Origin of the sequence: Streptomyces sp. Je 1-4 4N24 (genome assembly GCF_026239515.1) — a bacterium.
Classification (GTDB): Bacteria; Actinomycetota; Actinomycetes; order Streptomycetales; family Streptomycetaceae; genus Streptomyces; species Streptomyces nigrescens.
Window position 1 is genome coordinate 1 of the sequence record NZ_CP110836.1, and the last position, 23745, is coordinate 23745.

At 67.7% G+C, this 23745-nt stretch carries 14 protein-coding genes and 1 pseudogene; 7 read left to right on the plus strand and 8 right to left on the minus strand.

What is annotated here, in order from left to right; genetic code table 11:
* The first annotated feature begins 477 nt into the window (after positions 1-477).
* Positions 478-2886, plus strand: a complete 2409-nt coding sequence (locus tag SLV14N_RS00005) for a DEAD/DEAH box helicase (protein ID WP_265872747.1) — start codon at positions 478-480, stop codon at positions 2884-2886.
* A gap of 99 nt (positions 2887-2985) precedes the next feature.
* Here the strand turns inward: SLV14N_RS00005 and SLV14N_RS00010 are convergent, their stop codons facing one another.
* Entirely contained in the window at positions 2986-3693 is a 708-nt protein-coding gene (locus SLV14N_RS00010) for a hypothetical protein (RefSeq protein ID WP_263267358.1), read from the minus strand.
* A 498-nt stretch (positions 3694-4191) separates the two neighbouring features.
* Between SLV14N_RS00010 and SLV14N_RS00015 the strand changes: the two genes are divergently transcribed.
* Positions 4192-6039, plus strand: coding sequence for a hypothetical protein (locus tag SLV14N_RS00015; RefSeq protein WP_263267360.1), 1848 nt, complete (start codon positions 4192-4194; stop codon positions 6037-6039).
* An 80-nt stretch (positions 6040-6119) separates the two neighbouring features.
* Here the strand turns inward: SLV14N_RS00015 and SLV14N_RS00020 are convergent, their stop codons facing one another.
* The 3 genes from SLV14N_RS00020 to SLV14N_RS00030 all read right to left on the minus strand — a co-directional run bounded on the left by SLV14N_RS00020 (position 6120) and on the right by SLV14N_RS00030 (position 8429).
* The gene (locus SLV14N_RS00020) at positions 6120-7055 is read right to left on the minus strand and encodes a hypothetical protein (RefSeq protein WP_263267362.1); all 936 of its coding nucleotides are present in this window, start codon (positions 7053-7055) and stop codon (positions 6120-6122) included.
* A 151-nt stretch (positions 7056-7206) separates the two neighbouring features.
* On the minus strand, positions 7207-7392 hold the full coding sequence (locus tag SLV14N_RS00025; RefSeq protein WP_263267363.1) for a hypothetical protein: 186 nt from the start codon (positions 7390-7392) through the stop codon (positions 7207-7209).
* A gap of 185 nt (positions 7393-7577) precedes the next feature.
* Entirely contained in the window at positions 7578-8429 is an 852-nt protein-coding gene (locus tag SLV14N_RS00030; protein ID WP_263267365.1) for a hypothetical protein, read from the minus strand.
* A 383-nt stretch (positions 8430-8812) separates the two neighbouring features.
* Between SLV14N_RS00030 and SLV14N_RS00035 the strand changes: the two genes are divergently transcribed.
* Together SLV14N_RS00035 and SLV14N_RS00040 are read left to right on the plus strand one after the other, a co-directional pair.
* Positions 8813-9244 carry a hypothetical protein gene (locus SLV14N_RS00035; RefSeq protein WP_263267367.1) on the plus strand — a complete coding sequence of 144 codons (432 nt, stop codon included), beginning with the start codon at positions 8813-8815 and terminating at the stop codon, positions 9242-9244.
* A gap of 26 nt (positions 9245-9270) precedes the next feature.
* The gene (locus tag SLV14N_RS00040) at positions 9271-9900 is read left to right on the plus strand and encodes a class I SAM-dependent methyltransferase (RefSeq protein WP_055607563.1); all 630 of its coding nucleotides are present in this window, start codon (positions 9271-9273) and stop codon (positions 9898-9900) included.
* Positions 9901-10016: 116 nt separating this feature from the next.
* On the opposite strand, the gene SLV14N_RS00045 is transcribed toward SLV14N_RS00040, so the two are convergent.
* Both SLV14N_RS00045 and SLV14N_RS00050 read right to left on the minus strand, forming a co-directional pair.
* The gene (locus SLV14N_RS00045; RefSeq protein ID WP_263267370.1) at positions 10017-12494 is read right to left on the minus strand and encodes a site-specific integrase; all 2478 of its coding nucleotides are present in this window, start codon (positions 12492-12494) and stop codon (positions 10017-10019) included.
* Positions 12491-13780 (minus strand): site-specific integrase, encoded by a 1290-nt coding sequence (locus tag SLV14N_RS00050; protein ID WP_263267371.1) that lies wholly within the window; start codon positions 13778-13780, stop codon positions 12491-12493. Before SLV14N_RS00050 ends, SLV14N_RS00045 begins: the two co-directional genes overlap by 4 nt.
* A gap of 220 nt (positions 13781-14000) precedes the next feature.
* On the opposite strand from SLV14N_RS00050, the gene SLV14N_RS00055 reads away from it, so the two are divergent.
* Positions 14001-15764 carry a hypothetical protein gene (locus SLV14N_RS00055; protein ID WP_263267372.1) on the plus strand — a complete coding sequence of 588 codons (1764 nt, stop codon included), beginning with the start codon at positions 14001-14003 and terminating at the stop codon, positions 15762-15764.
* A gap of 368 nt (positions 15765-16132) precedes the next feature.
* Here SLV14N_RS00055 and SLV14N_RS00060 read toward each other — a convergent pair whose 3' ends face one another.
* Entirely contained in the window at positions 16133-18439 is a 2307-nt protein-coding gene (locus SLV14N_RS00060; RefSeq protein ID WP_263267373.1) for a DEAD/DEAH box helicase, read from the minus strand.
* 194 nt (positions 18440-18633) lie between these two features.
* On the opposite strand from SLV14N_RS00060, the pseudogene SLV14N_RS00065 reads away from it, so the two are divergent.
* Positions 18634-19083 (plus strand): annotated as a pseudogene (locus SLV14N_RS00065) (TniQ family protein); the annotation flags it as partial.
* A 263-nt stretch (positions 19084-19346) separates the two neighbouring features.
* Here the strand turns inward: SLV14N_RS00065 and SLV14N_RS00070 are convergent.
* Positions 19347-21281 (minus strand): hypothetical protein, encoded by a 1935-nt coding sequence (locus SLV14N_RS00070; protein WP_263273423.1) that lies wholly within the window; start codon positions 21279-21281, stop codon positions 19347-19349.
* A gap of 392 nt (positions 21282-21673) precedes the next feature.
* Between SLV14N_RS00070 and SLV14N_RS00075 the strand changes: the two genes are divergently transcribed.
* On the plus strand, positions 21674-23572 hold the full coding sequence (locus tag SLV14N_RS00075; RefSeq protein WP_263267374.1) for a DNA methyltransferase: 1899 nt from the start codon (positions 21674-21676) through the stop codon (positions 23570-23572).
* Positions 23573-23745 lie beyond the last annotated feature (173 nt).

Genomic DNA, 23745 nt, shown 5'->3' on the forward strand with positions numbered 1-23745 from the left:
CCCGCGGAGCGGGTTAGAACGCGCTGCGCGCGTCCAAACGAAACCGCCGGGCTTCGCCCGGCGGTCCTGGGTCCGCTTCGCTCCCAGGAGCAACCTCCGCTTCGCGGAGGTTGCTTGACGAAGTGTTCGTTGACGGTTGGCTTCGCTCAACCGTCAACGAAATGGACTGCTTCGCAGTCCATTTGGGCAGGTCCGCTTCGCTCCCCTGCCTGAGGCTTTCCGGCTTCGCCTTCAAGCCTAGCCCGCTGCGCGGGCAGCTGGTTACAGGGTGAGGATTGCTCGGGGTTGAGTGTCCGCCTCGGCATGTACTCGGACGGGGGCTGTTCTTCCAAGCCCGCACGATGTGGGTGGTGGCCCTGTCATAGTGGGGTGGAGGTCCGAGTTCTGCAGCAGTCTGCAATCAAAAATAGGCACGGATAAAGTCCACGCTGAGCGGGTAGTGCCTACCGGGTGCCCCGGGGTGAGAGGTGACGCGCTGTGGCGACTCAGCGGAAGCTTCGTCCTCATCAGGTCGAAGCTGTTGACGCGGTGGTACGAGCCTTGGCGCAAGTTCCTGCTGAAGGATCACCAGGTGGGGTACGGGCCCAGGTTGTTGCTGCCACTGGCGCAGGGAAGAGCCTGATCGCTGTCCACGCGGCGCAGGCTCTGCGTGCCCAACGGGTTCTGGTTCTTGTTCCCACGCTCGGGCTGTTGGCCCAGACCGCGTCGGTGTGGCGCGAGGCGGGGCGTCGGGGTCCGATGTTCGGTGCCTGTTCGCTGTCGGGCGAGGACGCACAGATTCTTCAGTGCACCACCGACGAGGCGGAGTTGGTGGGGTGGGTTTCGGGCCTGGAGTCGGTGACGGTCTTTGCCACCTATGCCTCGCTGGGGCTGGGGGTCCTGGAGCGAAGTCATCGCGCGGGGCTGGGTGCGTGGGACCTCGTGGTGGTGGATGAGGCGCACCGGACGTCGGGGGCGTTGGGAAAGGCTTGGGCGGGAGTCCATGACGATGGTCGGGTGCCGGCGCTGCGTCGGTTGTACATGACGGCTACGCCGCGGTTGTGGGAGGTGCCGGATCGGGAGGGTCCGGAGAGGGGTGGTGAGTTGGTTGCGTCGATGGACGATGAGGCGGTGTTCGGTCCTGTGGTGTACCGGCTGTCGCTGTCGGAGGCGATCGAGCGGGGGCTGATCGCTCGTTACCAGGTGGTATGTGTGGACATCGCGGATCCTGGGCTGCCCGTGACCGAGTTGGCTGGGGGCGCGGGCAGGACGGCTCGGGTGCGGGGGGCGCGGCTGGCGGCTTTGCAGACGGCGGTGGTGAAGGCTGCTGCGGAACGGCGGTTGAGACGGTTGCTGACGTTTCATTACCGCACGGGTGAGGCCGAGGCGTTCTCCAGTGGCCTGGGTGGGGTGGCGAAGGAGCTGCACGAGAGCGATCCGGGTCTTTACCCGAGGGCTGATGGGGTGTGGGCGGACTGGCTGTGCGGGGAGCACAAGCCTGCGCACCGGAGTCTGGTGCTGGAGGAGTTCGCGTCGGAGCCGGAGGTTGGACCGGGGGCGGCGTGGGTGCGGGTGCTGTCATCGGTGCGGGTGCTGGGTGAGGGGGTGGATACCAAGGAGTGCGATGCCGTCGTCTTCGCGGACGTGCGGGGGTCGGCCGTCGACATCGTCCAGGCGGTGGGGCGGGCGCTTCGGATGCAGCCGGGCGAAGGCAAGGTGGCTTCCCTGGTCGTTCCTGTCTTCCTCGGGCCGGGTGAGCAGCCTGACGAGATGCTGGTCTCGCGGGCTTACGGGGAGCTGGTGAAGGTTCTCATGGCTCTGCGGGCGCATGACGCCCAGGCCGTGGAGCAGCTGGCCGCTCCCCAGGTGGCCGGGGGCCAGTCGGGCGGCGGGATGGTGGAGGTGCCTGGCGAGGTGGGCAAGGTGGCTGCGGAGCTGTTGTCATTCTCCCGGCCTCGGGATCCCGCGCAGCTGGCGGCGTTCATCAGTCTGCGGGTGTTGCAGCCGGAGAGGCAGTTTTGGAGGCGGGGGCTGGCGGCCGCGCTGGCCTACCGCAGTGATCATGGTGACCTGGCGGTTCCGTATGAGTACCGGACTGCGGACGGGTTCGCTCTGGGGGTGTGGATCGCCCGGCAGCGCAGTGCGCATACGCGCGGGGAGCTCAGCGAAGAGCGCGTGGGCCAGCTGGAGGAGCTCGGCATGATCTGGTCGCATGCCGAGGTCGCATTCGCTGAGGGGCTGTCTGCGGCGCGTGGATGGGCCCAGGAGCACGGGCACCTGCTGGCACCGGCCGATGCCATGTGGGACGGGTACGCGGTAGGGGTGTGGCTGAAGAACCAGCGGGCGGCCGCGCGACAGGACAAGAACGGACAGAGCGAGGACGGGCAGGGGGCGGGTGGGCTGAGTACGGCCCGGCGACAGGCGCTGGAGGACATCGACCCGTCGTGGTGCCCTTCCTGGTCGGTTGTCTGGCAGCGATGCTTCCACCTCGCCCGCCTCCACGTCCAAGTCGGGCAGGCCCTGCCTCAGGAGTCGGGGCAGGTGGTGGTCCAGGGTGACGATCTGGGGCAGTGGGCCGGCCGACAGCGGCGTCAATGGGACAGCCTCGGGGCGGCGCAGCAGTGGCTGCTGCGAGAAACACTCGGGCTCGGCCCCGTGCAGGAGCCTGAGCAGGGTGTGGTGGCGCCACGGCGTACCCGAGCTGAGGTGTGGGCGGCGAACCTGGCCGCTGCCCGCCAGTACCGGCGGCGGGAAGGGCATCTGGAGGTGCCGCACCGGCACGTCGAAGAGGTTGAGGGTGATTCGTGCGCGCTGGGGGTGTTCATCGCCAACAGCCGCTCCCGCCGCACACGGCTCGCGCCCGAACGGATCGCAGAACTCACCGAGCTCGGAATGCGCTGGGCTTAGCCGTCCTGTCGGCTGCCGTTGACGGGTGTGCGGCGGTGTGGTCAGTGTCAGGGAGCCAGGGCCAGGACAGCCTGGGTGCGTGGCGGCACGTTCAGCTCTCTACCGGCGTCCGGCATGCTGCCGGGCGGCCCCGAGACTGCGGCGTTCGGTGGAGGCGCCGTCCCCGTACGACGGTAGAGAGGCGTAGCGGTCGGTCGCGATCTGATCGATCCTGGCGCTGTAGCGGCTTGCTGCCGCCTTAAATGCCTCCTGTGGTGGCAGGAGGTCTTCTGCTGCGCGCAAGGAGCGTAGAAGTTCGCGGGTGAGCTGCATGAGTCGGTTCAGTTCGTCGTCAACAGTGCCGCTTGTAAGCTCGTTATGGCCCTGTTTGGCGGTGGCTCGCCGGGCCTGCTGTTCCATACCGAGAATCACCGCCTGGCGACGGCGCTCGAGCATGCGGAAGGTGTGGCTGCCCGGATCCGCAACGACGGCTTCTGCGGCTTGCACGGCTTTGGCGAGCTGCGGTGAGAAGCGGGTCGCGGCCAGAGCAGCTGCTGCCTTCTCCTTGCGTTCTGCTTCTCTTCGCTGCTGCTGTAGGGCGGGCCAGGAAGGGAACTCTTCCCGACCGGCGCGCTGACCCCTGGTGCGAGGGCTGGCCTTCTCCGCTTTCGTCAGGCGGCTGTCCCACTCGCCGCGCAGGGTGAAGCTGTAGGCGCTGCAGCCCACACTCCCCCACCCACCGAGACCGTGACGGCCATGCGCCCAGCGATCGTTGATCATGACGATCGGCTCTCCGCAGTACCGGCACAGCTCTGTCTGCTGATCCATCAACGCCCCACCCCTGCGTACTGTTCGAGCCCGCCCCTGATCACCGTCCTGGGGCGGTGGCACCATCCTGGCATCCGCCACTGACACCCGGCGGCCCGATGGTGCTGTCGTGCGATGCTCGGTGGCCAGCGCCTCGGTGCCCTTCCCTCTGGGGGCAGGCGTTCGGCGTGGTTCAGGTGGACTGGAGAGAGGATCGGTTCCCACCCGATTAGGTCCTGGGCCGACATGCGAAGACCGGTAGATGGGGCGAGCCAGGTTCTCGTTGTCGAGCGGTTGGCGCCGCTGGGATGATGTCCAGCTCGACGGTGTCGAAGCCGGTCATGCCTGTGATCCGGTCGGGCTGGACGGCCACGCCGAGCTTCACGACGTCCCTCTCGCCCCACCGATCCCGTCTCGGCAGTTTCCTCTGCCTGCGTAGCTCGTGCTGGCGGCGTCATCCGTTGGGGGGCTGCTCGTTATCCGGGGTGGACCAACTCACCTGACGCGAAGGAGGCCCTGGTGGGCCCGTCGTTTGTGATCGAGCGGCTCGAGTTCAAGCGCAACGGCATCTGGTATGTCCGGTGGCTCAAAGGGCTGGTCACCTTCCTGGTCGGCCACTCGAAATCGGGAAAGTCAACCGCGATCGAGACGCTTCTCTATCCTCTCGGGCTAAAGACCACACGGGTGATGCCCGAAGTCCGCAGCTGCGAGCAGATCCGTCTGGTGTTCCGTGTCGCCGGAACGCGCTGGCAGGCCACGCGCAGCGGGGCGGACCCCAAGGCGCGGGTACTGCTGAAGAACCTGGACCGTCCTGAGGAGTTGGAGAAGGCCCTCCCGGTCAGCTCGTCGAAAGCCGGTGAGACCACGGCTGGCGCGTTCGTCCAGGACCTTCTCGGACTGCCAGCCGCCGTCCGCGGGTCGAACCGGCTCACTCTGGACAGCTTCTACAACACCGTGATGGCGCTGCGGCAGAAGACGATCGCCTCGGAGTTCCTCGGTGGCGTGCCGGATGCGTCGCGGGTTCTGGCCATGGAGGTGATCCTCGGGTTGTGGAACGAGGGTCTCGCGGGGCTGGAGAAGAACGCGTCCGAGGCAGAGACACAGCACCGGGCTGCGCGTACAGCTCTCGCCCAGTTCAAGAAGCTGCGTGACTCCGGTGCCCTGACCGACCCAGACGCCACGCGGGCCGAGTACGAACAGAAGGTACGGGAGCACAAAGCGGCCTCCGAGCAGTGGCAGAACGCGGCCAACGTGCTGACGGAGGCAGTCGGAGAGCTGGGACGTCTCGCCGCGCTTTACAAGGCAGCGGAGCAGCACCGCCGCAAGGTGTCCAGGCAGGCTGATGCTGCGCGGGCGAGGCTGAGCAGCGCGAAGGCGGACCTCGCGCGCGCTGAGGGCGCGCGCGATGCCCTGCTGCTGCCGTCGCAGAAGGAGTGCACGGAGTGCGAGCAGCGTCTTCCCGAACGCACCCCAGGGCACTGCCCACAGTGCGATCAGCCTCACCCGGAGGGGGAGAACCGACGAGCCCGGCAGCTCGCTGCGGCGACGGTGAAGGTGGACCGGCTGCAGCTGAAGTTGAGCGAGCTGGAACTTGCCGTTGCCGCTGCAACCGAGATGACGGAAGCCGGTGAAAAAGCCGCCGCGCAGACGCTCACGGACCGGGACACCTTCGAGAAGCAGCCTCTCGGGCCGGCCCGCAGCGCCGCGCAACAGGCAGAGAAGGAAGCCTTCGGGCTCAGCCGGGATGTCGCCCAGCTCAAGCGGCAGACCGAAAACGCCGACTACATCCAGGCCCAGGAAAAGGTCATCAAGGAAGCAAGGGAGCGGATGGAGGCCGCTCAGGCCGCCCGGGACGCCGCGCAGACCGCCGACGAGGTCCGCCGCAAGGAGGTAACGGGCCGTTTGTCGGAATTCTTCCTCGCACGTCTACGGCAGATCAACCCTGCCGTCGAGACGGCACACATCGACCCGCACGACTTCACGACCCTCGTCAAGGAACGCAACGAGGCCAACAAGACCTTCGACGACAGCTCCGTCGCCGGCAGCCCCAAGGTCGCAACGAACGTAGCCCTGCTCCTGGCCCTGCGCGACCTCGGGCGGGTCGACGCCGCGGTCCGGGTCCCCCCGCTACTGATCATCGACTCGCCCCTGGCCGGTCTCGGCGCGACCGGCCTCGATCACGACACAAGCCTGCGTCTGATCGACACCCTCATCTCCATCGCCAACGACCCCTCTGCCGACGGGCACGCCTGCCAGGTCGTCGCCGCGACCAATGATCCGCTCCCCCGTCCCTATCCCGGCGTGAGGGAGATCCCGATCACCGAGGCCGACCGGTTCTTCGACCACGCCCCAGCTCTGGAGAGCTGAACCGCGCCCCCACTGCCAGCGCCACCAGCCGCCGGACCGGCTGGTGGCAGCGCGGCGCCTACAGGGCGGTGCAAAATACCCTAGAAGTGATCTCGCCTCAGTGCTTTCAGCAGTTCGGTGTGCACAGGACCAAGCCCCCGGGTCTGTTTCATGCTGCGCCGCAGGTCGTATGAGTCGGGCTTGGCCATCGGCCGGCTCCGCACACCCACGATGCCAGGGCCGAGGAGGTAGTTAGTCGTCACGACGGTGGCTTGGTGTGCCAGGAGAAATTCCAGGACGCGCAGTTGCTTGCCGCTGTTGCGCGACAACCGGCTGAGCGCGGAGAGCGGGACAACGAATCCAGGTTGCTCCTTCACCTGCCCCAGCAGGTGCATCAGAACTTGGTCGAAGCGTGGGTCGGTGCCGGAGGCCACGACGGACTGGCCCTTGGCGACAGGCTGGACACTGCTGGCCTCGGCATGAAGTATCTCGTGCGCCCCTGGCAATTCGGGCGGTGGTGCCTGCGGCAGGACGTAGGTGTCTTCTCCGCCGGTCCCGGACTCCATGACGTTCGAGAGAGCCGTCAGGCAGGCCCACGCGCGGGGATGGGCGACGTCGAGATCCGCCAGGATGTTGACCCTGACCGGTGTGCCGGGCTGCTCCAGGAAAGACCTGAGCGGGCCGGCGGCGGCTTCAGTGATGGCCGTGATGTCGGCGGCCCTGACGGGGCCGCCCAAGGCGTGGAAGTCTTCGAGCTTGCTGTTGCGGACGGTGACGACGACTGCAGCCCGGAGCCACGCCGGCGCAGACAGGGGACGGTGCTGGCTTACCTCTTCCAGGAAGGGGGTGGCCAGCACATCGGTGTATTCGCTCGGCAGAGCCGCCAGCATGCGCGCACGGCGGATGACGTCGACGACAACAGTGCGCGCCTCGTCGTCGGTGAGCCCCGCCTGGGCCAGAAGCTCAGGCAAGGTCCGGCAGAACCCGCTCACGAACTCCGTGTCGTAGATGCTGTCGCGTGTGGCCACAGTCGTCATGCCCCCCGTGCTGTTGCTGCGGGCAGCCTAGTTCCTCGGCGGACAGCGCACAGTGGGAACCGGACACCTGCCAGACACCAGACGGGCGGGTTTGCGTGTCCTGTGCGCCTCATGGGCCGTTGGATGACGGCAGGTGACGCTTGAGAGGAGATCATATGTCGTACGGGTACGGCAGCGGTCCTAACTGGCCGATGATCCAGGCACGGCGTCGCGCCGAGGAGGAGGCGAACTCGGCCCGCAGGCAGGTCGCGAGCCACAGAGCGGTGGCCGATCGGTGGAGGGCGGCGTTCGAGGCTCTGGCTGGCCAGGTGAGGACGGCGGTCGGACGCGTCGGCACGGAGCATCGTGACGGCGGCCCGTGCGGGTGTTCGTCATGCTGGGACGGGCTGATCACCCGGCTCGCGAAGGAGGCGCAGGGAAGCGAGGGAGGCTCAGGTGAGGCCGGCGCCTCGACATTCTCGTTCTCCGACCTGTTCGGAGGCGCCGGGCCGCAGCCTCGCCCTTGAAGAATCCCCTTGTCGTTTAGGGCCGTGCAGCAGGTGTGATGTGCAGGGCGTTGAGGGGCTGCCGGGAGGTGGCGGGCAGGACCTCGAACCAGCTCTGCCCGTCGGCGAGGTACCGTTCTGCGCTTCTCCAGTAGCGCCAGCCCAGGTCGACGAAGCAGTCGATCGTCTGGTCGGTCGCCCCGCGGGCCAGGTACTGGCGGTGGATCTCGCAGCGGTCCAGCCGCTGACCAGTGCTCTCCAGATAGGCGAGCGCGGCCGCGGCAGCCCGGCGGAGCGGGCTGTTCGGCGCCCATCGGTCGTCCATGTGACGGGTTGCTGTCGTGGAGCGGGGCTGGGCGTCGGGCAGAGCAAGGGTCGTCATGGTGATCTTGCGGTCAGTAGACCAGCAGTGGAGGTCGATGCGGACATGCCTTGGGATGAGGTCGGCGAGTGTCTCGTAGGCGGGCAGGACGTGGTCACGGGGCGCACGGCGAGCAGTCGTATCGGGTGTGATCGCGGCCAGGCGCTGCTTGGCAAGCGCGATTGGTTCACCTTGGCGCCAGAGCAGGAGCAGTTCGATGTCCTCGCTCTGCAAGGAGTCGCGGCCCTGGAACTGGAAGCTGATGCCACGGCGGTTGCCTCGCAGAGCCTGACGCATGGGAACGTAGCCGTCACGGCCGCCGAAGAAGGCATTGAGGGATTGCTCGGTCCAGCGTTCGTCAGTGGTGTGCTGGACCACGACGTCGATATCACCGACCTCCAAGGCTCCACGGATGTAGGACCCGAAAATGTGGATCTCTGTGATCAGGTTGAGTGGCCAAGCGTTCTGCTCCAGTCGTTCGAGCATCTCGTTTAAAACCGTGGTGGCCCGCTCGCGCTTCATCTGCATGCCTTCTGCTCAATGCGACATCTGGTCCGGTACCGGAAGGCCAAGACCTTAACTGCCGGCACCGACAACGACTGACGAGTCGGTGCCGCACGCGAGAGTAGGCGGTCCCTGCGGCCTGCGACCCGTGGCCGAGGAATGCACCCACCCGGCCGCTGTCGGTACCAGTTTCGGCCGCATCTTGGCTGACTGCAGCACTCCACAGGGCCGCGCCTGCACCGGGTGAAGACAGCCGCCAAGGGCCGGGCTCTGCACAAAACCTCGTCTCGGGATCGGGTCACCGGGATCAGCTCTCCGGCCAGTGTGTTCAGGCCAGTTGACCGCGCCTGCCCCTTGCTATCAGTGCCCGCGGCTAGGCTTCAAAGCCGGTCAAGGGGGAGGTTTGCATGATCTACGGTCTGCTGGCACCGGATGTGCCGCTCGGTCCGTTCGAGTGCTCGCCCATCACCGTGTGGTCCGCCCAGGGCAAGCAGGCCAAACTGCACGCCAGTTCTTCGTGTTCCTACCTGCGCTCCGCCCGCGCCACCGAGCGGGAGGTGTATCTGGGTGCCTCGGTGGTCGCCCGGATGTGCCCGCAGTGCGGGGCATACAGCTCCTGGGCTCGTCCCGGGACGGGTCTGGCCGTCTTCTTGGACACGCTGACCGGGCTGGGCCTGCTGTACGAGCTGGACAGCTTCCGGGACGCGGACGAGGACGCCTTCGGTGACGAAGAGGTCCGGCAGGCAGCTTCTCCGAACTACCGGGGCATCCCGTGGTCAGTGACAGGACGATCAGTCCTGCGGGGAAGGGGCCGGTATGGGGCCGGAGAACTGCTGTGAACGACGCGGGTGTTAGCTTCACTCCCGTGTTAAAACACCAGGACGAGACCAGGGCGGCCTACGACGGGGTCGTCGAACTGTATGCGTCGATGTTCGCTAATCGGTTGGAGACGCAGCCGTTCGCGCGGAACATGATCGGCACCTTCGCCGAGCTCGTGCGTGGCACGGGGAACCTGCGAGCAGCCGACGTCGGGTGCGGGCCCGGCCATTTGACCGCCATGCTGCACGACTTGGGGTTGGACGCCTTCGGGCTCGACCTCTCCCCGGCTATGGTCGCCCACGCCCGGCGGGCCCATCCGGCGCTGCGGTTCGACGAAGCACGAATGGAGGCCCTGCCGGTCGAGGACGGCGCGCTCGGCGGAGTGCTGGCCCACTACTCGATGATCCATACCCCACCTGAAGAATTGCCCGCGCTTCTCGCTGAGCAGGTGCGTGTCTTGGCACCAGGGGGCCTGCTCCTGGCGTCCTTCTTCGGAACCGAGGGGCCGGAGCCTGTCCGCTTCGACCACAAGGTGGCGCCTGCCTATAGCTGGCCGGCGGAGCAGTTTGCCGAGTTGCTGGCCGGGGCCGGACTCGTCACGGTGGCTCGGTTGCTCCACGACCCAGCGTCCGAGCGGGGCTTCCTCGACACCCACCTGCTGGCCCGCCGCCCGTAGAACGTGGCCCGTGGCCGGGGTCGGGGTGGTGTAGATCATCCGCGTGGAGGAAGCTCGTCCAAGCGCCGCGTTCTGTGGCGGTGTCCGCTGAGCACGCCGGATTGACAGCCGTGCAGTCACGCAGGACCCGGCGGGGTGGCCGCCGCAGTGGTGCGAGCAACGATCTCCCGGAAGGTAGGGATTCCCAGGTCGACAGACTCCTGCTTCCGGGAGATCTGGGCGTCGAGTTGGGCTAGCTTCTCCTCGGCGTGGGTCAGGCTGCTCTGCAGCCCTTCGATCTCGCCGAGCCAGCCTTCCCTTTCGGCTTCCAAGATGCGCGTATGGAGGTTGTCGCGGATTTCGACAAGCCGGGGACGTTCTGTCGCGTGGACGATCAGGGCGGGGCATCGGACGCAAGCGTGTTCGTGAGCACAGTCAGTTCCGTATGCGCGGCCGCAGTCGCCCAGGGCGAGCTTGCGGCGCTCAAAGTGTCCGAGGAACTCTCCCCATTCCTCAGGGGTGACGGTGCGGTATTCGTCGGCAGGCCGCAGAGCCCGGCGCCGGGCGATGAACGCTCGGTGTGCCTCGATGGCGTCAGTGGGGTAGATCGCGGCGTATCCCATCGTTGTTCCGATGTGGTCGTGACCAGCGATGACCTGTGCGATGTGAGGGGGCAGGCCGTTGAGGATGGAGTCCGTGATGAAGATCCGGCGGAAGTCGTGGGGCTGGAAGATGAGGGGGTCACCCGCGCTGTCCGTCAGACCTGAGGCCAACAAGGTGACGTCGAGTCCCCGACGGATCGTCGCTCGTGACAGCGGACGCAGGTAGCCGCCAGAGCGATCCTGGAACAGGAGAGGCATCGGCGGGTTCCAGACCCGTTCGTAGTGGTCGTAGCTACGGAGAACGGGGACTCTCCCGTCCGAGCCTCGGACTCGAGAGACGACCGTGCTCAACACGTCCGCCAGCTCCGGCGTGACCAGGACAAGTCGCTCCTGGTCGGTCTTCGACGGGGCGATCTGCAAGAGCGGAACCGTCTGTCCGGTGGTGGGGAGCTTGTAGCTGACGATGCTGTGGTGCCCCAGCTCGAGGAGTTCCTCGATGCGGATGCCGGTGTGCCGCAAGATCTCGATGGCAGCCCACCCCCAGAATGCGCTGCGTTCCTCACCCGCGAATGAGCGCCGGGTGCCCTTCGCGTCCCAGGCATGGATCGGGCGCCCGTCAGCGCATTTGCTGAAGCGCGGGACTCTGAAGGTTTCACCAAGCACGCTGAAATCCGAACCGAGCGGGGCAGCGTTGAGTGCATCGAGGCGCATGGTGGCCTCTTTCAGCAGGCGATGAGCCGTCTTCACCAGAGTGGGCAGGGCCGGGAGGCGCTCGCGAGTACGTTGGTCCATGCGGGCCTTGAGCTGCTTCTCAGCCTTTCTTCCCGAGCACTCGGCTTCGCTGATCGGGCAGGGTGCCACCCAGGCGGCCCACTGGCCGGGGTCCTCCACTGCCCACTCCGCCAGGTCCAGGTAGAAGGCTCTGACCTGGGTTTTGATCCCGATTGCACCTCGGCGTGGCTCTGTGAACTCCCGAAATGATCCATCGGGCAGGCGCTTGCGGACGGTCTTCGTAGCCAGGCGGACCTTCCAGGCAGTGATCACCTCGGCAGGCAGCCGAAGAGAGTCGATGCCCGGATGGTGCCGCTCCAGGTCGTCCCAGAACCGAAGCGCCAGCGAGATCGTGAGCGCCTGCAGCGTCGTGAAGTCGAGCCCTACGGACCGATGGGAGAGGTAGGCGACCAAGAGATCGCGGATCGGACGGCACTGCAGTTCGTAGCGGTCGACAAGGTCCGCCGGGGTGAGTTGCCCCGTACGGTTCGAGATCCGGAACAGCGTGTGCGGTGCGTCTGCTGGAAAGAGACCCAAGTCGCGTAGCCAGGTGTAGGCGAGCTGGATCCGTCCATTGCTGTTGCGCGGATTCTTGCTTTGCAAGAGCAGCAGGTCGCCGACGACGATGTCCTCGATGGCGCCGCCTCGGCAGGCCATGATCTCCGCGATGGTCTTCAGCCCGGACGAGATATTCGCAGCCGAGATGTTGGTCGGCAGTGAAGCCCTCAAGCGGGCGAACCCCTCGGGGTCGCGTGTGGTCTCCAGGGCCGGCCGAAGATGCCGCGATCTTGACCCGATGAGGAACTCCGGGTCGGGTCTGACGGCATCCGCGCAGAGCAGCGCCAGCACCCCGACGAGGAGCGTTTCACGGCGGGATACTCGCCCTTCCGGGCGGGCCCAGGCTGCGAAGGCATCCCTCCACCCCTGCGACGCAATGTGCTGGCCGTGGGCAGGGCTCTCCTGCCAGCGCTGCTGCCAGGTTTCTCCAGGAAAGGTCATCAGCCAGTCGAGCAGGAGACGTGCCCCGAACATCCGATTCGCCTGGGCGCTGGGTTCCACAGCTCGTAGCGGTGGGCGAGCCAGCCGCTCAAGGACCTCTTCACGTGTGACCGCGGTCGCTTCCCACATGCTTGGTCTTTCCCGATGCGGGAATCGGTTCATCAGCTTGAGCTCTTCGGCGCCCACCATGCTGGTGACCCGCGGAACGAAGCTCGAGCCGACGTGCGTCGCAGTGCTCGTCATGACGCGTCCCGGCCGAAGAGGATGGACAAGGAGTCGGGGTTGTAGGACGGCTCGTCAACAGGCACAGGGGTCTCCTCGCGTCGCTTCTCCTGGCGGGCGTGGTGGGCGAGGCCGGCTCTGATGACGTCGTCCCTGGTCGGACGGTTGTAGATGTCCAGGGTCGACAGGTACTTGTGGCCGAGGATCTTCTGCACGTAAACCGGCGGCATGTTCGGGTCATCGAGCATCAGGAACGTCGCCGTGTGCCGCAGATCGTGAAGGGTCCAGTTAGCGCCCAGGAGATCGTTGGCGCGGTTGAACATCATGCGCGCCGCGTCGTACTCCAGCGGCCGCCATGGGCGCCGCAGCGTCCACCACAGCGGATGGTGACGGCCTCGAGGGACTCCTTTCTTCCAGGCGGACTCTTGGTAGAGCCGCAGCCAGACGAACGCGTCCGGGGTGGCGGCCAGGTCCTGGTAGTCGCGGGTGCCCTTGCGGATCACACTGACGGTCTGCTCGCCGACAACCGCGCCGCCCTGCTTGACCGTGAGCAGCTCCTCGGCGCGGGCACCAGTGGCGACCCAAAAGGCCAGCAAGGCGCGGTCCCGATGAGAACGGAGCCCGGCGAAAACCTTGGTGTACATCTCGTCGGGAATCCGCCGCGGGACCCGCTGCGGAACGGTGGGCCGGTAGAGGCCCGTGCGTCGGTTGCGGTGCTTCTTCTCACCATCACGCTGTGTCCGGAGCTGGGACAAGCGGCGCCCACGGACCAACGGGAAGGGGTTCACCAGCAACGAACCGGTGTTTTCATCCAGATGGAAGTTGTAGAACTCCCGCAGCACCGTCTCGCAATGAGCTCGGGTTGCCGGCGAGTACTTGGTCCCGACCGTGGGCTTTCCAGTCACCGGATTCGGCGTACCTGGTGCTGGCCTGTCACTGCGAGGCGGCGGGACCTTGGAGGGAGCCTTGCCGCGATGGCGCCAATGGATGCGCTTCGGCTTGTCCGCCACCTTCATCCACAACATGAAGTCCCGGGCGTCTTCCCGGGTCGCACGGTCCCACTCGATCCCGAGCGCCCAGAGGAACCGGAACCAGCGCAGCAGATCCATGCCGTACGAACGTGGCGTCAACGGCGAGCTGTCCCTCGCCATCAGCTCCTTGAGGTAGAGCGCAACGGGCGCAACCGGCCTCCCGCGTCCATCCAGCACCCTGTACGGCTCCCAGGGATCTCCCGTCTTCAGTAACTGGCCTAACTCAGGCAGGACAAAGTTCCTCAGGTCCCTTCCGGACCGCTGCTCATCAAGCACCTCGGGAAACTAGCAGATACCTGGTCTGACCTGCGAAGACAGTTGAGTTAGTTCGGTTAACAGGCCAGCCCTGCTTCGCCGGCCTGCGCCCGACGTACCCGCGGACACCGCCGCGCGGGACGAAGCAGAGGACGACGAGGACGCCGCGTGGGAGGAGTTGCAGGAGGCTCGGCGTGTGCGCGAGGCGGTGTTTCGTGAATGGCGCGACGCGGTGACGAGCATGCACCGTGCGCACCAGCAGCTGGAGATGTTCCCGTGGTTGAGGTCTTGGGCCAAGGCTGCGCTACGACTGAAGGCCGATCGGCTGCGCGCCGTGCAGGTCCAGGCCCGGCTGCTGGTCACGGAGGATGCGCTGCTGGCGGCGGCCGCGGCAGCAGCCCTGCAGGAGCCGGATGTCCCCGCCGACGACGCGGCATTCGCCCCACTGGGCGCTCCCGCCGAAGCGAAGAGGAAGCTGTTGTCGCTGTGGCAGCGGTGGCAGAAGACGGTCGAGAACAGCTGGGATCCTCCACGGGCACAGGCCTACCTCGTCCACCATCTGGCAGACGGGATGAGCAGCCGCCGCAAGGGACGCGATCAGATGCTCGAGCGCGCCCGGGGCGTACTGGCCGAATGGGAAAGCCGTGCCCGGTTGGCGGCCGAGCGGAAGTATGACGAGCACGTCCTGGTCGCGCGCCTTCCCCACGACGCGGCGACGGAGCGCGACTCCCGCAGGTCACTCCTTGACCGGTTGGACGAGTGGGAGCTGGGCGTCCTCGCCGTGTACACGGTTGACACCGTCTGGCAGCCGCAGTCCGTCATCACCGTGCGGGTACCGGAGCCCGTGGCGGCGCGCCTGCTGACGCAGCAGCACGGCCTCTCCTACACCGAGAGGACTGCCGGGATCGAACCAGCGCTCGAGACAGTGGCAGCATCCTCTCCCCTGGCGGAACTACCTTTCGGGCCAGGGGTGTTCGATGACACTCCGGTCCGCAGCAGGCGCCCGGTCACCCTCGCGCACCTGCGTGCACTGCGTGCCGCAATGCGGGACGCGGAACAGCTGTACGTCGTCTTCTCCGTCGACGCCGGCCTCGAGGTCGTGGCGCTGAGCGTCCTGGAACAGCGCTGCGCTGCGGGATGGCGGGGCGTCATCATTGCGGGCGCCAGTGACCTGCCCGACGCCCTCTTCGATAGCCGACCCATCGTTCCCGGTCAGGACGTGCCGGAAGGCGGGGAGATCTGGCCCGAGCGTGTCTACGATCCGCATCACGCGGCGTTCGGCGCCGGACTGGGTGTGGCGGAAGGCGAAAGGCTGCTGGTGCGACTGTGCGCGGGGCGCCGGGACGCGGGCCACGCGCTGCGGTCGCTGGCTCTGGCGCGTGGCATGGCCGACCTGCGCCAGTTGGAGACTGCCGGGTACGACGACCGGGGCCTTGCGCGCCGTCCCTTCGCCGCCGCGGTCTGGCACGGTCTGCTGGCCATGGAGCAGCTGGACCTGCAGCCTTTCGAACCCGACACCGGGACCGGCTGGCGGCTCGGGTCGGGGCTGCCGCTTGGCGTGCTCGCCCGGGTGCAGGTGTACACCTCCGACGCGGCCGGCCGGTATCAGGGCCGTGCCCACTCCCCCGGCTGCGCCCACCGGCGTCCGGAGCACGGCGTCGGCCGAGACGACGACCTGGTGACCGTCGAAAAACTGGTGGGCAGCAAGGGCTTCGACCCCTGCAGCAAGTGCGGCGGGTACGCGATACGCCGCCTGACCCAGGACCAGGTCGCCTACTACCGCGCTGCCCACCGGCTGCACCATCTGGCACAGCAGGTGCATGCCGTGGCCCGCACGGGGGTCGCGGACGGCTCGGACCTGGCGGCCGAGCTGGAGGAATTCACCAGCCTGGACCGCGATCGGACCGAGGCATGGTTCCCGTCACGGGAACAGGCCCGCCAGTGGCGGGAGATCGTGGACCGTCTGCGCCGTACGCTACCCGGGCCCGGGCCCGGATCTGCATAGCGCAGACCCGCCCGTGGCAACGGGTGCCCCGGCTCGCCACCCGGTAACGCCACCGACCCGCACACAGGCAGCAGCCATCGCGCGCCTCCCCGACACATGCTCCTCCGCCGACCCCGGAGGGGCCCGAGGCGTGCGCACGGCCAAGGGCTTCGTGGCGTTCGACTCCGCGTCTGCCGAGGATCTGTGGAGACGCGAGTCCCCGCCGCGCTCACGGCCATGGAAACCGGCACTCCGTTCGCCGACCCCCTGCACATCAAGGTGCTGCACGACCTGGTCAGGCAGGACTCGGCTGCCGCCGTGGTGGAAGGGACCCGGCACTGTTCAACATGGTCTCAGGCAGCTGGATTGATCGTGGCCGAGGATGTCGGTCACCGGATCCAGCGGATGTCCAGGGCTTCCAGTGCATCGCGTTGTTCGTGGGTGAGGCGCAGTGGGTCGCGGCGTTTGTCGGCGATCCAGGTCGCCAGGTGAAGTCCGGTGTCGGGGCAGAGGTAGTCGTAGGGGACTTCAAGGTGCTGATGGCTGCGCCAGAAGGCGCGTGCCGCGCGCAGTCCTCTGGCGAAGGCCCACGCTGCATGGCCGCGGGGGCGGCGAAGGAGCAGGGCCAGGGGGTGGCGCAGCGGGAGTGTGCCGAGGAGTTCGTGCTGGTCTCTGTGGAGGGTGGGGAGGACGTCGATCTGTGTGTCCAGCCAGCGGGTGAGGGGCGTCTCGTCGGTGTCAGGACACAGGTCGGGAAAGGGGAGGTTGCCGGCGCGGGCGGCAACAAGAGCCTGGGCGTAGGTGTGGTGCCAGTGTTTCGGCCAGTGGGTGTTCCACCAGGGGTAGATCTCGTTCAGGGCACGCTGATAGCCATAGGGCAGGATGCGCTGGCTCGCCTCCCGGCGGCGGTCTGCGATCCAGCGGCCGAGACGGATTCCGCCGAATGTTTCTTCGAGGTGCGGGGCGAGGTGGCCGTGACGGGCTTTGTAGTCCCGGGCGATCTGCAGCTTGTGCTCGATGCTGTGGTGGGGGTGGGGCCAGATCATGCCGAGGGTGTCGAGCTGTTCGATGCGTTCGGGCAGGAGCATGCGGTTGATGCGCAGGGAGCGCTGGCGGCCGAGCCACCAGCCGAGGTAGAAGTGGTCGGGGCCGAGGTAGCGGCTGGGGACGTTGAGGTGGCCGTAGGTGTCGAAATAGCGCTGGGCGCTTTCGAATCCGATCTGCCATACCCGGTTGGGTGCTCCGGTGGCCTGGAGGTCGAGCAGGGGGATGATCTCGTCGGCGCGTTCGGGCCGGGCGGCGACTCCCAGGCTCTCTTCGGAGTCGTCGGAGATAGCCCAGTCGACACGGTGGATGACGTGCTCGTCGTAGGTGCTCAGGGCGATGAGGACCTGGTAGAGGAGCCGGTAGCGGGTTCCTTTGACTCCCTCCTCCAGCTCTTGGCCGGGTTCCATGAAGACGGGGACGACGATGGTGGAGATCTTGTCGTCGCCGGGGTTCTGGCGCAGTGCGCGGCCGACGGCTTGGGTGATGTCGAGGGAGCTCTGCTTGGAGTCGGCGAAGAGGATCGAGTCGGTGCTGGGGACGTCGATGCCCTCGCCCAGGCAGCGGCAGTTGGTCAGGACCGCTCGTTGAGGGGTGGTGTCGGGGCTGGGGCTGTTGATCGGGACGGATGCGAAGGCTTCGAGTGCCTGGCGGCGGACAGCGGGGGTCTGCTTGGCGTTGACGGTGCCGGCGAGGAGAGGCGCTTGCGTCGCTACGGGCATGAGCGCTGCTGTTTCGTGGAGGGTCTCGGCGAACACGCCGGCGGATGCGATGAGGCGGTGGAAGGTCAGGGTCCGCCGCAGGTCGTATCGCTTCTGAGCACGCAGCAGGGCGATTTGGGCGGCTGCCACGCGCAGTCCTTCGGCTCCGGCGGATGCGATGGAGGCGTAGCGCAGGACGCGGTGCAGCTCGGCGTCGCTGATCTCAACGGCGACGATGCGGTAATCCGCGAGGAGGCCCTGGTCGATCGCTTCGGCGAGAGAGATGCGGTAGACGACGGGGCCGTAGAGGCTGTGGTCGTCCATGGAGGCCACTTCGCAGCCGATCGCAACGTGTGAGCCGGCTTTCTCGTCGAAGACGCGCGGAGTGGCGGTCATGTAGAGACGGCAGCGGGCGGGCAGGACGTCGTTGTCGTGGATGACGCCCCAGGCTTTATGGCGGTTGCCAGCGGTGCGGTGAGCCTCGTCGGAGATCACGATGCCCCAGCGCGGCAGGTGGTGATCGCGGTGGGCTCGGGCCAGGTTGTTCAGCGACTGATAGGTGCAGAAGACGTTCACCGGGCCGTCGGTCAGGGAGGCGTGACGGGCGAGTTCGCCCGGGTCGTGGATCATGGTGAGAACGCCGCGCAGCGGGCGGACCTGAGGGTCGTCGCGCCCGCAGTAGCCCAGGTAGATCCCCTGTCGGCCTTCCTGCTGCCAGACGGCGGCCGTCTGTTCGAGAAGGTCCAGGGTGGGCATCACGACCAGCGCGTTGCCCTGGGGAGCGGTCTCCTGGACGGTGTTGAGGGCGACAAGGGTCTTTCCCGTTCCGGTGGCCATGATGACGCTCACACGGGGTGCGCCGTCGGTGAACTCGTCGACGCAGGCGTCGACGGCGAGTGTCTGGTGGCCGCGTAGTGGTGTTCTGAGGCCGTTGCTCGTCAGCGTGGCCACGATGCCCTCCTGGCAGCGGATCGTCACGTTGCGGATCAAGAGTCAGACCCGTGCCGTGGAGGCTGTCGGGGCGTTGCGACCTGGTTCACCCGAAGGGGTTAAGGACGCTTGACCAAGCTGTACGGCGCCTGGCGACGATAGAACACAGGCGTGCGGGGCGGTCAGAGAAGAGAGGGAACGGCGTGGTACTGCAGATGCCGGGGCTCTACGGTCCGCGTCAGCCCCTGCCGCTCCGGGTCCAGCCTCTGCCCGGTGAGTCGACGGGGTCGTTCGTGAACCGGCTGGCCCACGCCAACGGGCTGGGGCTCGCAGATTTCCTTCAGCGCGTGGGCCAGGGCACGGGATCGTCGTCGGACGATGCGGCGCGCGTGGCGAAGTATCCGCAGTGCACCGAGATGTACGTGAACGGGCCGGGCCTTGAGTATCTGGCCATGCTGGCCGGCGAACCGGCGGCCGTGTTGCGGCGGGCACTGCCCGGGCTTGCCACGCGCCATCTTCTGCCCGGTAACGCGGATGCGGTGTGGAAGTGGCCCTGGCAGCCGTCCGAGGGGCATCTCGTACGCTGCTGCACGAGATGTGCGGAGGTCCGCGGGGTCAGGGAGCCGGCCTGGTGGCTGATGTCTGACAGCTGGCGGGTGTGTGCCCGGCACCGGCGGTGGTGCGACGACTCGAGGACGGAGCCGCAGGACGAGCTGCCCTTGAAGGAGCTTCCCGAGGTCGTCACCGCACACCTGGAGCGTGCCCGGCTGCACAAGCAGTTCGGCCGGTCAGGTGCGGAGCTGTTCGCCGACGCTTTCCAGGTAGCGGCGGACTGGTGGCGGGCGATGCCCATGGTGCTGCGCTGGGTCCACCGGGCGTGGGCATGCGGGCTGGAGGACCGCAGTAGCCGGGTGATGCCACTGGTGATCTACCCGGAAGCGGCACGGCTCGCACAGCTGATGGCCGAGTTCGAGCAGTCGGACATCCGGGACACCAATGCCCGCGCCCGGTGGCTCGGCAAGGCCGAGGCGCTCATGGAGGTGTGGGAGCTGGATGCCCAGGCAGGCGGGGCCCCGCTGCTGGACTGGCTGCACCACCACCGAACACCGACCGCGACCGTCCCTGCAGACACGGAAACGCAGCCGGCCACCAGAACCAAGCAGGAACGGCTGCCACTTGCACCGGGACACAACCGGCTCGCCTCACCTACAGGCCCGCTGGAAGCACGATCATGCCTGACCTGAACCGGCCTTGGCAGCCGCGGGTGCCCGGCCGCGCCCGCGTCTGACCTGCACTGGCCTTGGAGGAACTCGTCTGGTGCGGGGGACGGTCCGGAGAGGTCGACGGGGCCGTATGCGACGGGGAGCGGAGGCGTCGCCGACTCCGGTACCTCGCCCAGCCTCAGCACCGCGGCGCTCTGGCGTATCTGCTCGTGCCAGCCGTGCAGTGCACGGCTGGCCGAACGCTCCAGCCAGGTGTACTCGCTCTGCTCCACAACGGCGACGTGTTCATCGGCAGCACCGGAGAACAGCACGCCGGTGTGTAGGGTCGAGGGGACACCGAGGTGAAGCTCGAGCCTCGGCGAGGCGTCCCAGGCCAGGCGTTCCGTATAGGGCATCACGTGCAGCGCGCTGGCTCCTCCGTTGGCGGCGGGCCCGGGCCGGGGGGCGAGCAGCAGGGAGTCAGCATCGACGCCGAGTGTGTCGGCCAGCTCCTCGGCAACAGCGGCGGCGGCGGAGCGAGAGCGGGTGCGGACGATGACGGGGCCGCCTGCCCGGTCGGCCCGTGCCCAGGCGATCAGCGCAAGCAGGAGGTCCCGGCGCGGGTTGTCGTCGTATAGCAGTTCATACAGGTCCAGCACGCCGCGCCGAAGGTCGGGCCATTGGGTCTCGCGGAACAGCCCCCACGGCCCGACCCTCCCCTCCAATGTCCCGCGGGACACCGACCGGGCCAGCGCCCGTGCACCACTGCCGCGCCCCATGAGCACCTGCCAGGCGTCTTGCTTCCCGATCGAACCCCAGCTGCACCACAGCAGGTTGAGCAGACGCACGGCGTCGGCGATCGGCTGCGGCCAGGACTCCGACGTGTGGACACGCCGTGCTGCGACCACACCCGCCACGACCGTCCGATGGAGCTCGGCGAGCTGCTCGTGACGGTATAACGCCACGCTTGCCGTGGCTGCCGGGCGGTGGGCGAGGAGGGCGTTACTGGTCAGGGGACCGTATGCGGGACGATGACCGAGGGTGTGCCGCACGTCGGCGCGCAGCGCGGGAGTCCACGGCCATTGTGTCCAGGCCCGGCCACTGCCTGGCTGGGTGCCCAGGTCGGCCACGGCCACGACGCGAGCGGCATCGTGCTCGCTCGCCCAGGCCAACGCGCGCTCCCAGGACTGGTCGTTGGCCATACTGGTGCGGTCGATGACAACGGTGCCGACGCTGGTCCCCAGCGAGGGCCGGCCTAAGGCGGTGTTGAGGTAGAACAGCCCCGAGGGCGAGTCGACAGCCCTCGTGATCTTTCCTTGGAGATCAACGACCCGGCCGTCACCGCGGATTCTCTGCATGCGCAGGGCTCGCGAGAGGTTCTGCCTGCCGATCGCAAGCTGTGCCAGCCGTACGGTGACGTTGGTACGCAGTCCGACGACGACCACCGGTCCGTCAGGGACCGGGCAGGATGGTCCGCCGGTCAGCTCTGCCCCGCGCCGTATGAGCTGAAGGTAGATCCCGACCAGCACGGCCAGGTCGTGCCGCCCGCGGGGCAGGCTCAGGTACACGCTGCGTTGATTGCTCGATAACGCATGGGACAGCAGGGTCAGGGTGGCACGGTCCAGCGGGCCGAGATCGACGGTGCGGCCGCGGTCCGTCATGCGAAGGGCCTGCACGCGCTCGAAGAAGTCGGCCGGGCCTGCGTCGGGAGGGACGAGGCAGTCCAAATATGTCACGCGCGCAATCACCCACCTGGTATCCCCCCACTACCTGCCGTTACAGTAACGCACGTTGACAGGCCGTCACCTGCTCCTGCCCAATCCGAGGGCGGTGGATCCGGGTTCGGACCACCGGGGGCGTACACATGAACGAGAAGTCAGGAGCGGGCCTCCCTCCGGTCTCACTTCTCGAGGCCGGGCCGGCGCCAGTGGAGTGGAGCCGGATCGCCGAACACGAGTCATGGCGCAAGGAAGTGCACCGGCCCGCGACCTACGTGCACAAGTGGTGGGCGAGGCGCCTAGGCAGCGTCGCACGCCACTTACTGTTGGCTGCCGTGTCCGGGCCGGACGACTCCATTGCGGACGCCTCGGCCAGGCTGCGGGGGCTCGTCGTCTACGACCCCTTCGCCGGATCGGGCACCACCCTTGTCGAGGCGGCCAAACTCGGGGCCGCTGCCGTCGGCCGCGACATCAACCCCGTCGCGACGCTCACCCAGCGGCAGGCGCTGCAGCCATGGGATCTCGAGGTGCTCGCGGACCTCTTCGGGCAGGTCGTCAGGAAGTGCGCCCGCCCCGTCCAGGAACTGCACCGCACCGTCTCCAATGAACCGGTCCTGCACTACTTCTGGGTGGCCCTCGCGCACTGCCCAGAGTGCGGCGAGGACGTGGAGCTCTTCACCACCCGGGTCTTCGCCCGCCATGCGTACCCGCGCAGATTCCCCCGCGCACAGGCCATATGCCCGGGCTGCCGGGGCATCTGCGTCACCGACTTGAGCAAGGACGAGAGGGGGCACTGTCCCGCCTGCGGCATGGCCTTCTCGTTCCAAGGGGCCGCCCGCGGACGGTTCATGACGTGCCGTCTCGGACACCGCACCCCGGTCATTGCCGCGCTGAACGGCGTCGTCCCGGAACGGCGCATGTACGCGAAGCTGGTGCTGCACGCCGACGGCAAGCGTGAGTACCGGGCGATCGACGACTTCGACCTCTGCCTGTACGACAAGGCGGCGAAGTCCCTCGCCGACACATCCCCCGATGAGCTCGTACGCCCGCTCGGCGCGCTGGAGAAAGGCGTCAGCACGGTCCAGGCGCTGCGCTGGGGGTACGACTCCTGGGAGCGGTTCTTCAACGAGCGCCAGCGTTATAGCCTCGGGCTGATCGGCGCGGCGCTGCGCGATCTCCCTGGGGCGTCCGCGGAGCGTGAGGCGCTCATCGCATCGTTCGGCAGAACCGTCGAACACCACAACCTCTTCTGCTCCTACAAGGGGGAGGGCACCGGCCCGGTCCGCTCGATCTTCCACAACCACGTACTGCGACCGGAGCGGTGCAGCGTCGAAGGAGACCCCTGGGGCGCCCAGGGGGGATCGGCCGGGTTCTCCGGGGTGCTCACCCGGCTGCACAAAGCGGCCCAGTACAAGAACACCCCGCTGGACTTCAGGGCCGAGGCCGGCCGGATCCTCGCCGTCGACCAGTCCTCGCTGCCCGTCGCCCGCCCCCTGAGCACGACGTGGCAGCAGTTCGCACGGGATCCCGCAACGGCCTACACCATCACCGGCGATGCCTCGCAAACGGATCTTCCCGACGACAGCGTGGACCTCATCGTCACCGACCCCCCCTACGTCGACAACGTCCACTACTCGGAACTGGCCGACTTCTTCCACGCGTGGCTCAGCGCCATGCGCCCCTACCAGGGCTACCCGGACATACCCAGCACCCGAGCCGTCCAAGAAGTACAGAACGCCGCCCCTGATGGATTCCAAGCCACCGCAGCCCGTGTCTGGCGCGAGTGCCGGCGCGTCCTCAAACCCGGCGGCTGCCTCCTGTTCAGCTTCCACCAGTCGCAGACCAGGGGCTGGTGCGCTCTGATGCGGTCGCTGTCCGACGCCGGCTTCACCGTCACCACCACCCGCGCCATGATCGCCGAAGTGGCCACCAGTCTCTCCAAGACCGCAGCGGCGGAGCCCAACCGCATCGACGTCATCGTGGTGTGCAGGGACGCTGCGGGCACGTCTGCCGGGGCAGCCCCCGACCTCGACCAGGCCGCCGCGCAGGCGCTGTCGGAAATCCAGGGCCTCAGGGGAGCCGGGCTGCGGGTGGGCCCCGGCGATGTCCGCACCGCCGTACGCGCCGCGGTCCTGGCGGCAGGAACACGCCAGGCACCCGCCGACTGGGAGACCCTGCAAACAGAGGCAGACCAGCGAGCCACGGCGGCGGTAGCGGAATTCGACACCACCTGACTCCCCCGCCGGTGCCAGCCACATCCGACCTGCCCCGGACCGGCGAGGAAAACCGGGTGTGGCCCCAACACGCGGACCGTCCAACGTCGGCTGCCCGCCCTCGCACTGCTGCCAGTCGCCTGCCGAGGAACAGGGGGCCGCGTCGCACTGCTCACGACCGGCCCTGTGGTCCG

Bases quoted from the DNA above. Each gene is read 5' to 3' on its own strand.
- SLV14N_RS00035 (WP_263267367.1), top strand. From the start codon at position 8,813: ATGATCTACGGTCTGCTGGCACCGGATGTGCCGCTCGGTCCGTTCGAG.
- SLV14N_RS00055 (WP_263267372.1), top strand. From the start codon at position 14,001: ATGCACCGTGCGCACCAGCAGCTGGAGATGTTCCCGTGGTTGAGGTCT.
- SLV14N_RS00045 (WP_263267370.1), bottom strand. From the start codon at position 12,494: ATGACGAGCACTGCGACGCACGTCGGCTCGAGCTTCGTTCCGCGGGTC.
- SLV14N_RS00020 (WP_263267362.1), bottom strand. From the start codon at position 7,055: ATGACGACTGTGGCCACACGCGACAGCATCTACGACACGGAGTTCGTG.
- SLV14N_RS00010 (WP_263267358.1), bottom strand. From the start codon at position 3,693: ATGGATCAGCAGACAGAGCTGTGCCGGTACTGCGGAGAGCCGATCGTC.
- SLV14N_RS00030 (WP_263267365.1), bottom strand. From the start codon at position 8,429: ATGCAGATGAAGCGCGAGCGGGCCACCACGGTTTTAAACGAGATGCTC.
- SLV14N_RS00070 (WP_263273423.1), bottom strand. From the start codon at position 21,281: ATGACGGACCGCGGCCGCACCGTCGATCTCGGCCCGCTGGACCGTGCC.